Origin of the sequence: Floridaenema evergladense BLCC-F167 (genome assembly GCF_041929205.2) — a bacterium.
GTDB lineage: Bacteria > Cyanobacteriota > Cyanobacteriia > Cyanobacteriales > Aerosakkonemataceae > Floridanema > Floridanema evergladense.
Window position 1 is genome coordinate 3349688 of record NZ_CM171625.1, and the last position, 13513, is coordinate 3363200.

A 13513-nucleotide genomic window follows, 5' to 3' on the forward strand; every position below is an offset into this window, starting at 1 on the left:
CACCGAAGAGGTAATTGATTACCGAGGTAAAACACCTCTTAAAACCAAAGAAGGAATTAAATTGATTACAGCTAAAGTAATCAAAGATGGATATATTTTAGATGATAATCACGAATATATTTCTGAATTGGACTTTGGACAAAGAAAAACTGCTTCGCGAGATTAAAACGCGAAGTAATTATAATTAATAATGAAGAATAGGGCTGATTTAAGCAGCAGTCTGTGTAGGAGATGGATTCTTTTTCATCTTTTTTTTGTGATAAGATTTTTCTTTTCGGGCGAGGAAGGGCTGACACCAAATTTCTAGCTGCCCATAATTGGATATAAGCCAACTGCGTTAGTTGAACCCAATTTTCTTCATGTTCTACATCTGGGGTTTGAAAAGAATTCATCAACAAACGTTGTTTGCTAAAACGCAAAGTATGCTCCATATCAAATCGTTGTCGGTAAGAGAGATAGCAGTCCATAATAGTTAATTCATTTCGCCGTTGGCCGAGTACAATTAACCACATCGGATACCATAATTGCTGTCCAAATTCATCAGTAACTTGCACCTGTAATAAAGTAAAAGGATGTTGGTGCATCGGATATTCTCTGGTTCCGCGCATTAACATTTGATGCCAATTTTGGCGAAATTGCTGAAATTGAGCGAGTTGGTCTTCACAGGATATGGTAGACATCAAAAAATGGTAAAAGAGAGTTTTCGTTTTAAATAGTGGCGAAGTATTTTACCATTTAATTACACATTTGTTTTCTATCTAGTTATGAAGCACGCCAAACCAAAACTGGCTCCCAACTTAGCTAAAAGAGCAGAACGCTTAACTGCTACTATCGCGACTTTAAAAGTTAAAATTCAACAAATTTACGATGAAGGTGAGGTATCTCCCAAGGGGTGCTACGTGGCCCGTTATCAGGTACGACAACAACAGAAAATTTATTGGTACTACAAATTACAGGCGACTGAACCGATTTTTGAGCAAGCATTCATATCCCCAAAAGAAGAGTAAGTATAGACATTTGGGACGCGCTGGTAGTGAGGAGCATATTACCGCAGTAGTCCAGGTGGTTAGACGTAACCAAATTGATGAACTTGAACGGACAATTAATTCTTTAACTAATAGTTTACTTGACTTATATTATGACGGTGAAAGTGAGATTGTTCCCGATAAACTCGATTGATTAGTGTATAAATTTCTCACCCCACCTCTTGACATTAAAGCTTGTTAAACAACAATTTACTTCGCTCTCGTTAGTCGCGAAACGCTTTTCTTCTTTGTCCAAAGTCCAATCACTATAGATGGGATAAGTACTGTGTGCCTATACCTATTTATATGATACACAGGAAAGGTGCGCTCCCAGCGATATTGAGTCAGGCACAAGGACGAGGTACATAGTCCGAAGCCTCAGCCCTGTTTAGGGTGCGGTTTATCGCAGTGGTGGCTACTGTAATCACCCCCTTCATCGGGGGAACCCTCCTAACCTTTTTTTCGTGAACCTAAGTGGAGGCGAAAAGTCCAGGGGTTTCACGAATGCAGATCCAGTATGGATTTGATGCCTGAAGTGGGTAGTGAATACCTTAATTTTAGGCAAGATTCAACAGGCTTTGAAAGAGATTCACGAATTTCTGTCTCAAAGCCTATCCAGACAAGGTTCTAGACGGGCGGACTTTCAATAACCTTCCCGGCTATAGGTGGGTTGAAAGGAAAACCACTTTCGCAATTGACAATCGGGAAGACTTTCAATAACCTTCCCGGCTATGGGTGGGTTGAAAGGCATTTTGATATCATGTCCGGTCGATTACCCATAATTAGGAGTAGGGACACGGCATAATTAACGTTATCTGTTTGTCCAAAATATTTATTAGGATAGGAGATTCTGGATAAAATATTAAGTGGAGGGTTGAAAGGAGTGCTTCAATGGCTTTAAGTTTTAGGTAAGATCTGATCTAAAAAGCACTGGAAGACATTAATTTGTTAACGGTTGCAGAAAACAGTTGAGCGACATTAATCTGTTAATAGCGACATTAATTTGTTAATGACGACATCAATCTGTTAACGACGACAAATAATGTGTTATTCGACAACTTATGGAGCTAAGCGGACTCGAACCGCTGACATCTTCAATGCCATTGAAGCACTCTACCAACTGAGCTATAGCCCCGTTTGACGCTTTTCTATAATGCCTTAATTTGGATTTCCTTGTCAAGGGTTTAGCGACAAATTTTTTAGTAGACTAGACAAGGACGTTGAGCCATTTCTGATAAGTAGCCCATGTAACTGTTCATCAGGAAATATACCACCAACATTGCTGCTGCTGACAGGGCGACTAAAGTACCTGCCAACATTAAGGAGAACTCTTGCTGATCGAACGCTTCCTGCATCAGATGCAGTGACCAAGCTACCAGAGCCACATCAAAAATTAGAATAGCAACCAACATATTTTTACGAATCGTAACACTTCGTCTATTTTAATATACTCAACACAAGTCGTAGATTGCCAGTCAAAAACCGGAATCTTCCTTAAGATATACCTTTCCGAGGATTTTTACCCTCGAATTGGCACTTGACGATCTGTTAAGTAATTTTTAATTTCTGCAACGCTGAGTTGACCGTAATGTAACAAAGATGCTAAGAGTGCGGCTTCTGCTCTGCCTTTGGTTAAAGCTTCATGGATGTGTTCGCAGTTACCAGCACCCCCGGAGGCAATAACGGGGATTTCTACGGAGTCGGCGATTGTTCTGGTAAGCTCTAAGTCGTACCCTGCTTGGGTTCCGTCTGCATCCATGCTGGTAATTAGTAATTCTCCTGCGCCGCGTTTTTCGGCTTCTTTTGCCCACCAGAGCGCATCTATACCAGTATTTTCTCTGCCGCCACGCACGTAAACATCCCAACCTGGGTTAGTACGATCGCTCCTGCGTCTGGCATCAATTGCTACTACGATACACTGATTTCCGAAGCGATCGCTTGCCTTATCAATAAAATCAGGATCTCTTACCGCTGCTGAATTAATGCTAACCTTGTCTGCTCCTGCTCTTAACAATTGTTTAATCATTTCTAAGGATTGAATCCCACCGCCGACAGTCAAAGGGATGAACACCTGTTCTGCGGTGCGGTATACCACATCGATGATAATTTCGCGGTCTTCGTGAGTGGCAGTAATATCAAGAAACACCAATTCATCTGCGCCAGCGTCATTATAAACCTGTGCCAGTTCTACCGGATCGCCTGCATCCTTAAGATCTACAAAATTGATACCTTTAACGACTCGCCCAGCTTTGACATCTAAGCAAGGTAAGATTCGTTTAGCTAACATAGCAATGTCTCATGTCCTCGAAGTGATGAATTATTAAGAGACTAGCGGAAAATCTACCCATATTTTGAACTATGGCGATCGTTTCTTCCCAGCAACAACCTACCGAACCAGAGCGTAAACCCAAACAACGGCAAGAGTCAACCCGCAAGCGCCAGACTCGGAAAGCGCCAGAGGAGAACTTATTGCAACCTACCGCTGCTGTTGACGAACAGGAAAAGCAGGAAGAAAGTCTTAGACCTCCGCGACTTGCTGATTATATCGGACAAAAGGAGTTGAAGGAAGTCCTGACGATCGCCATTCAAGCTGCAAAAAACCGAGGTGAACCTTTAGATCATCTCTTACTTTATGGCCCTCCGGGTTTAGGGAAAACCACCATGTCGTTAATTTTAGCGGCAGAAATGGAGGTAAGTTGCAAAATTACGACTGCGCCCGCTTTAGAACGACCTCGTGATATTGTGGGGTTATTAATGAGCATGAAACAGGGAGATATTCTGTTTATTGACGAAATTCATCGGTTGTCGCGGATGGCGGAAGAGTTACTTTATCCGGCGATGGAAGATTTTCGGGTGGATATTACGATCGGAAAAGGTCAATCTGCCAAAACCCGCAGTTTCAGTTTGTTACCCTTTACATTAGTAGGAGCGACAACCAGGATTGGTTCTTTGACTTCACCTTTGCGCGATCGCTTTGGTATCATTCACAGATTACGCTTTTACGAACCCGAAGAACTAAGTCAAATTGTACTGCGAACCGCCGAAATCTTGAAAACTCCCATCACTGACGAAGGTGCAGCAGAAATAGCGAGGCGTGCTCGCGGTACACCCAGAATTGCCAATCGTTTGTTAAAAAGAGTTAGGGATTACAGTCAAGTAAAAGCTTCTGGCGAAATCACCCAACAAATTGCCACTGACGCATTAACATTATTTAATGTAGACCCATTGGGATTAGATTGGACAGACCGCCTAATATTAAAGAGTATGATTGAAAATTTTAACGGAGGGCCAGTCGGATTAGAAACGATCGCATCTGCAACAGGAGAAGACTCCCAAACTATAGAAGAAGTCTACGAACCTTACTTAATGCAAATAGGTTTAATGCAGAGAACACATCGAGGGAGAACAGTAACACCTGCCGCTTGGAAACATTTAGGTTATGATTAATTTTTGGGACTGGGGACTGGGGACTAGGGACTAGGGACTGGGAAATTTTAGATTTTAGATTTTAGATTTTAGATTGGAATTTTACTGATGAACTTCTCCTCTCTCTTCCCTCTGCGGTTTCAAAAAATAAAACTTCTTCTCCTCTTTCTTCGTGTTCTTCGTGTCTAAGTGCTACGCACCGCTACGCGAACGTGGTTCAAAAAAAATCTTTTTAAGACTGCGAAATTAGCCAACCACTAACTACCAAAATATAGAGATGATTCGCTTAATTTTAACTCTCCTAACTGTAATAATTTTGTTTTTTGCTGGGTTTAATACTCCGCCAGTGATGGCGCAAACGGAGACAACAACTCCTAGCATTAATGAAACCGAAATACCGAAAGTTGAAACACCGGAAACTGCGCCTTCTCCTAGTATTGATGAAGAAAAATTAAAAAAGGCTAATGAGATTGGACAAAAAGCTGTTGATGCAACACAAAAAGGCGACTTTGTAGCAGCAGAAACTTATTGGAACGAGTTAGTAGAAATGTTCCCGGAAAATCCAGCTTTGTGGTCTAATTTGGGAAATAGTAAGGCGGCGCAAAATAAGCTGGAAGATGCGATCGCAGATTACAATAAATCAATGGAACTCGCCCCAGATGCACCCGATCCTTATCTTAACCGAGGTTTAGCTTTAGAAGGATTGGGGAAATTTGAAGAAGCGATCGCAGATTACAATAAGTTACTAGAAATTGCTCCAAATGATGCAATGGGTTATAATAACCGAGGGAATGCCGAAGCAGGATTAGGGGAATGGGATAGTGCGATCGCAGATTACCAAAAAGCCTTTCAAATCGCTCCCGAATTTGCCTTTGCTCGTGCCAATTATGCCCTAGCATTGTATGAAACTGGGCAGAAAGAAGTGGCAATTCGCACCATGAGAAGCTTGATTCGGAAATATCCCCAATTTCCCGATATGCGTGCTGCTTTAACAGCTGCGCTATGGGAACAAGGACAACATGGAGAAGCAGAAAGTAACTGGGTTGCTGTGGTGGGATTGGACGATCGTTACAAAGATATTGAATGGGTGAAAACCATCCGTCGTTGGCCCTCTTCTCTAGTAGCAGCATTAGATAAATTTTTGAAATTGGAATAATTTTATCTTGTAGGACAGGCATCTTGCCTGTCCATTAATCAGATGAAATCAGGAACACTTCATAATTAAATTGTCTACTGTCTACAGACATTTGTCAATTATCTGTAGACAATATACAGTAGAATAATGATCTAAATTTATAAATTTGAGTCCATAGCAGTGCAAGTTAAGCGTGTGGTGGAAGTGATACAAGACTTTCCAGAACTTGGAAAGCGAATCAAGCAGGTGAGGGAGAAAGATGAACGATCGCTCACCCAGATTTGTCGTGAGGCTGGTATTAGTCGCGCTTATTGGTACCAATTAGAAGCTGAAGACTTGAGAGCACCTGCAACAGAAGAAATTGTCCGTAAAATTGAAGCAGTTCTAGGTGTTGATTTAGGGGTCAAATTTGACAGATAAGGAAGATAGTGAAGTAGCGATTGCTTCATAAGGATTCATTAAATATATTTGGTTACAACATTCAACGCTTACTTAATGCTAATTACAATAGAATGCGTTAATTTAATATGACGCATCCTATTGAGATATAATATAGGTTTAAAAACCTACTAATTTCTCACTTAATTTCTCAGTTTCTAAACTATTTTTCCCCTGCAATTAATTCCTGAATTTTTCCAGCAGTTAACTCTTGGACATTTGGCAGAATTATCTTAGCACCAGCTTGTTTTAAATTCGCTGTATAAGCTTCAAGTTGTTGAGTAGTTTCTTGTAAAACATGAGGTGGTAAAATTCCTACGCCGATCCATAAACGATTCGGTTGTAACAACTTAGCTTTTTCTACGGTATACATATCAGCAACGGTGTCTCCTACATAAATAATTGGTGTGGTTTCAGAGGTGGAAAATTGCTGTTCTAGTAATTGCACAGTTGCGAAAAGTCCGGTAGGATCTGGTTTACCTGGTGCGTCTTCCATTGCGATTAAAACGGGAGTTTTTAAACCTAAACGTTTACATAAAACATATTCTGCGGAACCTCTGGTTGCACCACTGAAAAAACCCCAAGGTATTCCCGCTGTTGTCAAACTTTCTAAATAGTTTGGTGCTAAAAGTAACGGTTCTGTGCAAATGTAACCTGTCCAATTTTCGGGGTTAGGGCCACGATAACGAGATTGAAAGAAGGCGACTAGGGTATTGTAATCTAAGGCTATTTCTGTGCGATTTTTGCCCTGTTTTTCAAAGTACCGATAAACTAATTCTTGGGAGGCTTCCCAATCATTGTTCCATACGCCTTCGGATTTTAGGGCATCGATGTCTAGTTGGGAAGGGCGATAAGCGCCGCTTGTATATTGTTCTACTGTATCGGCAAGGGCGCGGCGATAGGAGCCGCCGACATCGCGCACGACCCCATCAATGTCGAAAACTACGATCGCCAAAGTCCGACTTACACTCTTGTTTAGGTTAGATGCTATCAATTTGAATTACCTCAAAATTTAAGGAACAAAGGCTAAATAATTAGGTTACTATAGAAAGGTTGTAAAGTTGCGAAAAGTCTGGGTTGAACCCGGAGGTGGGTTTGTCGAAGTTTATTTTAAAAGTTCTTTGGTTAGACAAGGATGTAGCGATCGCAGTCGATCAGGTGGTGGGCAAAGGTACAAGTCCTTTGACGAAATACTTTTTTTGGCCTCGCAATGATGCTTGGGAAGAGTTAAAAAAAGAGCTAGAATCCAAGCACTGGATTTCGGAAACAGACCGAGTTGAACTTCTTAATAAGGCTACAGAAGTAATTAACTATTGGCAAGAAGAAGGCAAGCGCCGTCCGATGTCAGAAGCGCAAGGTAAATTTCCAGAAGTTGCCTTTACTGGTAGCGCCTGATTGTATCTAAGTCGCCACAAGTTAATGTTTTGGTCATTTCTAAAGTTAGCAAAGACACTTTCCTAGTTGAAATCTGGGAAAGTGTCTTTGAATTTTATAGGACTTACGCACTCTTTGCCGGAAACCCAAACCAATACCTGTGAAGTCTAATCTTTAAGGAAAATTGTTAGGTTTATCGATCGCATCCCATCGCTTTATGGCTATGCTTCTGTCATAGCAACTATTTGAACGGTTGTTAATTTTAATTGAGGAAACGTTGGAGAAATAATGCTGGCTTCTCCTTGATAACACTGTGCCTGGTATTCACCATTAATGAGGCGATTAACCGTTACAGTCGGCTGTTTGGGAGAGCCAATATACTGAACTCCTCCCAACCCGGCATAATCAACAATCCAATACTCCAATACTCCTAAGTTCTCGTACTCATTCAATTTGATCCGGTAATCATCCCGCCAATTGGTACTCACGACTTCAATCACTAAGGGCGGTGGAATGTATGCCGCAGCAGCGGCAGAACTTTGGCGCATTCTTTCCCATTCTTTTTTGGCAAATACCACAATATCGGCTTTGCGACTTGATTCATTTTCTAAAGCAGCAGTGTTCAATCTGACTTGTTTACTCTGTCGGGGAATGTAGGGAAGATTTAAGGATTGGCAATGGTCAATCAGGAGGCGACATAGCCCATCAACGACATCTTCATGTTTGGCAGTGGGTTCGCTCAGAGGCATGGCAACTCCGTTAATTAGCTCGAACGATCTGCCCGATCGATCATCCCAGTTCAGAAATTCCTCGAAGGTAAGGGTATTTTTAATGATGGCAACCATTGCGATTAACCCTAGTGATTAACTTCATTTTAAAGATTAGAGGTATAAGGCAATCACTAATTGCCTTATACCATTTCACATTAAGGTTTCTTTGCTTTCTGTTGGGCAGGAAGCCCACACTTACCCGTAGGGTAAGTATGGATAGTTCATTCACACCTTTGATACTTAGCGGGGTCCTAGCAAAGCTTCTGCTTTTAGTCCTGTCAACTCCTGAATCTGGGAGAGCAAATTCTCTCCAGTTTTCCGCTTTACTACAATCCGTATTCTATTTTTCTTCTGTTCTGATGAGGATGCTGGCAATGTTTCAGGTTCAGTTTTCTGTGGAGTTGTTTGAGATGCTGTTTCTGAGTCAGAATTGTACTCAATCTCAATTTCCGAGACTTTTTTATCGCGGGTCATAAGTAGACCTGGTAGCCCAAAAACGAATGTATTAACTGCTCGTGCAGTTGAGTTATCTTTTGTCGTTTCTCGATAACGAATTGCTTTGATATTGCTGGGCGAGATTTGAATTTCCTTAGTTGCTTTTTCATTATCTAATGTTGAAACTTTGTCGCCAAATTCGTAGTAGGCTACGATCGTTTGTCCAACGATCGATAGTTTGCATACAGTATCAGTATCTACGCCATTGATGGTTACTATACAGCCTCCAGCTTCGCCGGGACGTTTTTCTAATGCCACCTCCGTAGAGTAGTCAGTACAACGAGAATTCATAGGAGATTTCGAGCAAAGCTCGGCAAGATCGCGTTCTGCAACTTGGGCAGAAACGGGAGCGAATGCCATAACAACCATGAGTGATGAAGTGGCAAAAAGAATCATCGATCGCATTGTCGTGTCTCCTTCGATGAAATTTCTACTGAGCAATTCGCTAACAATATAACAGCGTTGAGTTTGTCTGTCTATTAAATACAAAATAAATTATTAATTTGCTTTTATCCCTAATCTAAAAACACAGAGATTTGTTCGTTATTTTTTATACTTAAACTTGGAGTTTTTGGGGAGGGTAGCAATTTTTTTACTTACCCTCCAACTTTTTATCCATCCATCAAAAAGGAATAAACTAATCGCAATAGTTCTAATTCTATAGGGCCTAACCTCCGACCTTCTGCAAGCGCAATAAATTTTCCTTCCAATTCTTCCATTTTTTCACCGGGGGGATCGGTGGTTGTAAACTCTACTAAATAAACATTAATAGTGTCTGCTACTGAATCTACTTTTGCCCAAAATTCTGGTTCAATTTTCAGAGTACCAGCGGATAAAGTTAATTTTTGTTCAATATGTGCGATCGCCTCATCCAAACCTGTAGCCACTACACCTTCTAGCGAACTTTCGACAACTTGCGATTCTGAAGGTAAGCCATCAAATTGGCAAACCGTATTATTGAGGCGTAAAAACAGGAGTTTCGCACTTGTAGGATGCTTGTGGTACAAAATGAAGCGGTTGTTTGGCATGGTATTTGGTGAATAGCTAAAATTATTCGGTTTTTAATTATACAAACAACTGTGCGGAAAATATAGTTAACCAGGAACAGCATCTGACTTCACTAAATTTAAACTAAAAAGGATTTCTGTTGCACCCTTCTAGGAATACAATCATCTAAAGCAGTTAAATCAAGGCTGGAGTAATGGGAAATGAGCCAAGATCCTAATTTATTTTGGTTTGGGTGCGTTCTTTGGTTAGTCAGCGTTTTAGTTATTTTCAACTTAGTTTACTCTCATCTGCCAAAGAAGGTTGCAGCGACTCAGAAACAGGTGCATCCTATCAAGTACGCTTATGTGATTAATACAGATGAAGAGAAAGAAATTGCTCAGTTGCGGCAAGAATGTGCGCGACTCCGCCAAAAATTGCAGCAACAATCGCAAAAATTAAGGGAAGATTTTCAATATAATACTTTTTATCAATTAGAAACTCTGTTAACTAATTATCCTACGGTTTGTAAAGTTGTTCGAGAACACCCAGATTTACCTGCAAAAAATATTTTACCTTTGTTCAAATCTTTGGATAAAATTTTAGCTCATTGGGGATATGAAGCGATCGGCTCACCTTTAGCACAAGTTCCCTACAATCCGCAATTACATCAAACCGACGATCGAGATATTACCGTTGGCGAAAAGGTTTATATTTGGTTTGTGGGATATCAGGATAGTAAATTGGAACATATTATTTCACCTGCGATCGTTAGCCGCAACTTACCACCAATTCCTAACTCAACTAAAAGTTATGCGGTTAACTTTACTTAACGGATTCTTTGACAAGAAATACCGCCAAAAGGAGGAAAAATGCAAATTTCTTTAAAGCCAGAGCAAGAAAAGTTTATCGTCGAAAAATTAAAGCAAGGTAAGTATCAAAGTATTGATGAGTTATTAGCACTAGCATTTCAGCTTTTGGAGGAACATGATTATAAGGAAAAACAACTGCTAGAGCTAAGAGAAAAGATTGCCGAAGGAACAGAACAAATTCGTCAAGGAAAAGTTGTTGATGGGGAATTAGTTTTTCAACAATTACGAGAAAAGCTAGAGCAAATGGAAAAAGGCTAAATATGGGTAGCTACACTTTTTCTGAACTAGCAGTTAAAGACTTAAATGAAATATGTGAATTTATTGGAAAAACTAATGTAAAAGCTGCCAGCAAACTATTTGATTCTATTCGTAAAAGATGTACAAGGATTTTTGGACTACATAAAACAATAAGGTGGGAATTACCCACCTTATTGCTATTAAGTCTTTCGGTATAGTTTTGGTTATAAGGGGCGATCGACTTGGCAATTCAAACAAAGCAGTCAATCAAATAATCACATCGTTTTATTTGCCAACTGGTTAGAAAGTAGCGTTTGTTTGCTGTTCTCTGCCCCAGTGCTTTGCTTCTATCTATTAATTCAACCTAGCCAACTAGTTTTCCTGAAAAATTCTGCATTAATTTAATTAAGCTTTCTTATCGCTAAATCAAAATTACTTTAGCTAAACCAATAGGTATCATTAGTTATAGTTGAAGCTGGCAATTGGTAATTATTTGTATTTTTGCTTACATTTGGTCTTTAGACAAAAGAGAATTTACTCAGCAGTTACCGGAGTCAGATCGTATCCTCAATCCAAAACCTTGTAGAGTCTCTACTTAGGAGTTTGGAATTGTGGAAAATGCCTAATTAAGGGATAGTTATTTTAAAGTTGGTGTGAGGAAATGAATCGTGAACCCGCAAGCAGTAAGTCTGCAAGACATTTTAATTCAAGCACAACAAGGCGATACCCAAGCCATTGCTATCCTGATTAATCAAGCGTTATCCACAGCAAGAATCACAGCAATAGTCAATTCTGAAGGTAGTTGTCTGCAAATAACATTACTATCTCACCAATCACTAGAGCAAAATTTCTGGGTTGGTTTTGTCAAAGATGGGATGAATAGACTAAGATGTAAAGCTTTTAAATCTGTACGAGTAATTGGGCAACAAATTCACAAAGTCCCACCTAATTGGATTCAGGAATTTGAATTATATGCTGCTCAATCTCAAATAATACGGGAAACAGTTGTAATTCCCCAAGAACGAAAATTTAAAATTCCCTTGCTGTGGCTACTCGGTGGAGCGATCGGGATTTTATTAATTTTGGGCAGTTTCTTCCTGAAAAATCAACTGGAAAATAGACAAATCATCCCAACTCAAAAACTCACTCCTCAAGCACAACCTACAGCAAAAGTCACAACTAAACCCAAACCAGTTGTCAAAGTAATGAAAAAACCTGCCACACCACCAACTAAGCGTCGCACTGCACCAATGTCTTTGAAAAAAACAATTACTGGTAAAATTAGTCCGAAATCAATTGTGCATTCAGGAAATGGGTTGTTTTTTGCTCAAAATATGATGTACAGTCACACGATTACTGTGTATAACCGAGAGCATAAATTAGTAAAAACTATTCCCGATCGCGTAAATTTAGCGAAGTTTGGTTACGCTAATTTTCCAGGCGATTACAACGGCGCACCTGTAGAAGTTAGTTTTTCCCACAATGGCAAATATGCTTGGGTTTCTAATTACCAAATGTATGGTGCAGGGTTTAATAATCCGGGAAGCGATCGCTGTTCTCCCTCCCAAGGAACAGATAATAGTTTCTTGTATCGCATCAATACCGAAACTTTGCAAATTGAAAAAGTAATTCAAGTTGGTTCCGTTCCTAAGTTCGTCGCCACTTCTCCTGACAACCGTTTAGTATTAGTAAGTAACTGGTGTAGTTGGGATTTAAGCATTATTGATACCCAAAAAAATCAGGAGATTAAACGAGTGAAAATTGGCGCTTATCCGAGAGGAATCGTTGTCGATCGCCGCTCTCAAAGAGCTTATATTGCTGTGATGGGTTCTTCTGATATTGCTCAAGTAGACTTACAAGAATACTGGGTTAATTGGTTGCGAAATATTGGGCGATCGCCACGTCATTTAAACCTTGATAAAACGGGAAGATATCTCTACGCCTCTTTAAATAGTGAAGGAAAAATTGCCAAAATTGACTTAACAAAACCTGTAGTAGTCTCCAGAGTTTACACAGGTGCAGCACCACGCAGCATGGTTTTATCAGATGATGGTCAAATACTTTATGTAGTCAACTACAACAATAATACTGTGAGTAAAGTTCGTACCCAAGACATGAAAGTTTTACAAACAGTCGGAGTCGGTGCTAACCCAATTGGAATTACTTACGATCCCAAGAACAGAGAAGTTTGGGTAGCTTGTTATTCAGGTCAAATCATGGTATTTCAAGATTAACTATGTATCCTAGTATATTTTTTTGTATTAAGTAATTAATTATATCTCTAAGTAATTATTACTCTAGGACTTTTATTACCGCAGAGTTAGCCAAAAGACCATCATTTTGGCTGATGCTTGTTAATTACTCAATTCTTAAGATATAAGTGTAGACAAAAACTATTAATGCCATTGTAAAACAAGCAGTAAAGTATTGAATATACTTGTATTTTTAGCAAGTTAAGCATTAGTTAATTCTGTTTTTGTATCTGTAGTTGAGTAACTGAAATGGAATACTCTCAACAGAAAAACTCCTACTCAAAACTCCGACTGATTTAAGAAGTTAGGGTTATAGATTCTGACCATAATTATCAAATGTTTTTTCTTTTTAGTAACAATAACAAAATCAGCCAGTCTAGTGGAAGCAGTAAGTAGCAAAAATATGTTTTGGTAGAATAGAAAATTCAGCCTTATGGAAGAAGCAAGCTAAGAAAATACCCTTTAAATTTACTGGCATAGCAAATTTTTTCTGCGTTCTCCATAA

The 13513-nt window shown here is 39.7% G+C and carries 14 protein-coding genes, 1 tRNA gene and 1 pseudogene; 8 read left to right on the forward strand and 8 right to left on the reverse strand.

The annotated features are described in order from the left end of the window. Window positions 1-80: 80 nt before the first annotated feature. Entirely contained in the window at window positions 81-680 is a 600-nt protein-coding gene (locus ACE1CA_RS16210; RefSeq protein ID WP_486517402.1) for a hypothetical protein, read from the reverse strand. Between the two features lie 84 nt (window positions 681-764). Here ACE1CA_RS16210 and ACE1CA_RS16215 point away from each other — a divergent pair. Further along, window positions 765-1179, forward strand: a pseudogene (locus tag ACE1CA_RS16215) (transposase). Window positions 1180-2087: 908 nt separating this feature from the next. On the opposite strand, the gene ACE1CA_RS16220 reads toward ACE1CA_RS16215, so the two are convergent. From ACE1CA_RS16220 to hisF, 3 genes are all read right to left on the reverse strand, one after another. Then, a tRNA-Ala gene (locus ACE1CA_RS16220) sits at window positions 2088-2160 on the reverse strand. A 64-nt stretch (window positions 2161-2224) separates the two neighbouring features. Further along, window positions 2225-2437 carry a hypothetical protein gene (locus ACE1CA_RS16225; protein ID WP_413278765.1) on the reverse strand — a complete coding sequence of 71 codons (213 nt, stop codon included), beginning with the start codon at window positions 2435-2437 and terminating at the stop codon, window positions 2225-2227. 107 nt (window positions 2438-2544) lie between these two features. Continuing rightward, a complete protein-coding gene (gene hisF, locus ACE1CA_RS16230) occupies window positions 2545-3312 on the reverse strand; it encodes an imidazole glycerol phosphate synthase subunit HisF (RefSeq protein WP_413278766.1) in 768 nt (255 codons plus the stop codon). 71 nt (window positions 3313-3383) lie between these two features. On the opposite strand from hisF, the gene ruvB reads away from it, so the two are divergent. The 3 genes from ruvB (at window position 3384) to ACE1CA_RS16245 (ending at window position 6006) form a co-directional block, all read left to right on the forward strand. Further along, window positions 3384-4472, forward strand: coding sequence for a Holliday junction branch migration DNA helicase RuvB (ruvB, locus tag ACE1CA_RS16235; protein ID WP_413278767.1), 1089 nt, complete (start codon window positions 3384-3386; stop codon window positions 4470-4472). Window positions 4473-4728: 256 nt separating this feature from the next. Next, window positions 4729-5607, forward strand: a complete 879-nt coding sequence (locus ACE1CA_RS16240; RefSeq protein ID WP_413278768.1) for a tetratricopeptide repeat protein — start codon at window positions 4729-4731, stop codon at window positions 5605-5607. Between the two features lie 159 nt (window positions 5608-5766). Continuing rightward, complete coding sequence (locus tag ACE1CA_RS16245; protein ID WP_413278769.1) at window positions 5767-6006, forward strand: helix-turn-helix domain-containing protein; 240 nt, start codon at window positions 5767-5769, stop codon at window positions 6004-6006. A gap of 181 nt (window positions 6007-6187) precedes the next feature. Here the strand turns inward: ACE1CA_RS16245 and ACE1CA_RS16250 are convergent, their stop codons facing one another. Next, complete coding sequence (locus ACE1CA_RS16250) at window positions 6188-7018, reverse strand: TIGR01548 family HAD-type hydrolase (RefSeq protein WP_459563634.1); 831 nt, start codon at window positions 7016-7018, stop codon at window positions 6188-6190. A 101-nt stretch (window positions 7019-7119) separates the two neighbouring features. Between ACE1CA_RS16250 and ACE1CA_RS16255 the strand changes: the two genes are divergently transcribed. Continuing rightward, window positions 7120-7419 (forward strand): 30S ribosomal protein PSRP-3, encoded by a 300-nt coding sequence (locus tag ACE1CA_RS16255; protein ID WP_486517403.1) that lies wholly within the window; start codon window positions 7120-7122, stop codon window positions 7417-7419. 200 nt (window positions 7420-7619) lie between these two features. Here ACE1CA_RS16255 and ACE1CA_RS16260 read toward each other — a convergent pair whose 3' ends face one another. From ACE1CA_RS16260 to ACE1CA_RS16270, 3 genes are all read right to left on the reverse strand, one after another. Beyond that, window positions 7620-8243 carry a Uma2 family endonuclease gene (locus ACE1CA_RS16260; RefSeq protein ID WP_413278770.1) on the reverse strand — a complete coding sequence of 208 codons (624 nt, stop codon included), beginning with the start codon at window positions 8241-8243 and terminating at the stop codon, window positions 7620-7622. Window positions 8244-8408: 165 nt separating this feature from the next. Continuing rightward, complete coding sequence (locus ACE1CA_RS16265; protein WP_413278771.1) at window positions 8409-9152, reverse strand: hypothetical protein; 744 nt, start codon at window positions 9150-9152, stop codon at window positions 8409-8411. 122 nt (window positions 9153-9274) lie between these two features. Continuing rightward, window positions 9275-9691 (reverse strand): hypothetical protein, encoded by a 417-nt coding sequence (locus ACE1CA_RS16270; RefSeq protein WP_413278772.1) that lies wholly within the window; start codon window positions 9689-9691, stop codon window positions 9275-9277. A gap of 180 nt (window positions 9692-9871) precedes the next feature. Between ACE1CA_RS16270 and ACE1CA_RS16275 the strand changes: the two genes are divergently transcribed. The 3 genes from ACE1CA_RS16275 (at window position 9872) to ACE1CA_RS16285 (ending at window position 12990) form a co-directional block, all read left to right on the forward strand. Beyond that, complete coding sequence (locus ACE1CA_RS16275; RefSeq protein WP_413278773.1) at window positions 9872-10480, forward strand: molecular chaperone GrpE; 609 nt, start codon at window positions 9872-9874, stop codon at window positions 10478-10480. Window positions 10481-10519: 39 nt separating this feature from the next. Next, the gene (locus ACE1CA_RS16280; RefSeq protein WP_413278774.1) at window positions 10520-10777 is read left to right on the forward strand and encodes a ribbon-helix-helix domain-containing protein; all 258 of its coding nucleotides are present in this window, start codon (window positions 10520-10522) and stop codon (window positions 10775-10777) included. Window positions 10778-11424: 647 nt separating this feature from the next. After that, window positions 11425-12990: a YncE family protein gene (locus ACE1CA_RS16285; RefSeq protein ID WP_413278775.1), complete on the forward strand. Its 1566-nt coding sequence runs from the start codon at window positions 11425-11427 to the stop codon at window positions 12988-12990. The last annotated feature ends 523 nt before the right edge of the window (window positions 12991-13513 follow it).

What these genes read in the sequence shown, in the direction of transcription:
- ACE1CA_RS16260 (WP_413278770.1), bottom strand. Translation starts at nt 8,243, where the DNA reads ATGGTTGCCATCATTAAAAATACCCTTACCTTCGAGGAATTTCTGAAC.
- ACE1CA_RS16225 (WP_413278765.1), bottom strand. Translation starts at nt 2,437, where the DNA reads ATGTTGGTTGCTATTCTAATTTTTGATGTGGCTCTGGTAGCTTGGTCA.
- ACE1CA_RS16240 (WP_413278768.1), top strand. Translation starts at nt 4,729, where the DNA reads ATGATTCGCTTAATTTTAACTCTCCTAACTGTAATAATTTTGTTTTTT.
- ACE1CA_RS16280 (WP_413278774.1), top strand. Translation starts at nt 10,520, where the DNA reads ATGCAAATTTCTTTAAAGCCAGAGCAAGAAAAGTTTATCGTCGAAAAA.
- hisF (WP_413278766.1), bottom strand. Translation starts at nt 3,312, where the DNA reads ATGTTAGCTAAACGAATCTTACCTTGCTTAGATGTCAAAGCTGGGCGA.
- ruvB (WP_413278767.1), top strand. Translation starts at nt 3,384, where the DNA reads ATGGCGATCGTTTCTTCCCAGCAACAACCTACCGAACCAGAGCGTAAA.
- ACE1CA_RS16270 (WP_413278772.1), bottom strand. Translation starts at nt 9,691, where the DNA reads ATGCCAAACAACCGCTTCATTTTGTACCACAAGCATCCTACAAGTGCG.
- ACE1CA_RS16275 (WP_413278773.1), top strand. Translation starts at nt 9,872, where the DNA reads ATGAGCCAAGATCCTAATTTATTTTGGTTTGGGTGCGTTCTTTGGTTA.
- ACE1CA_RS16210 (WP_486517402.1), bottom strand. Translation starts at nt 680, where the DNA reads ATGTCTACCATATCCTGTGAAGACCAACTCGCTCAATTTCAGCAATTT.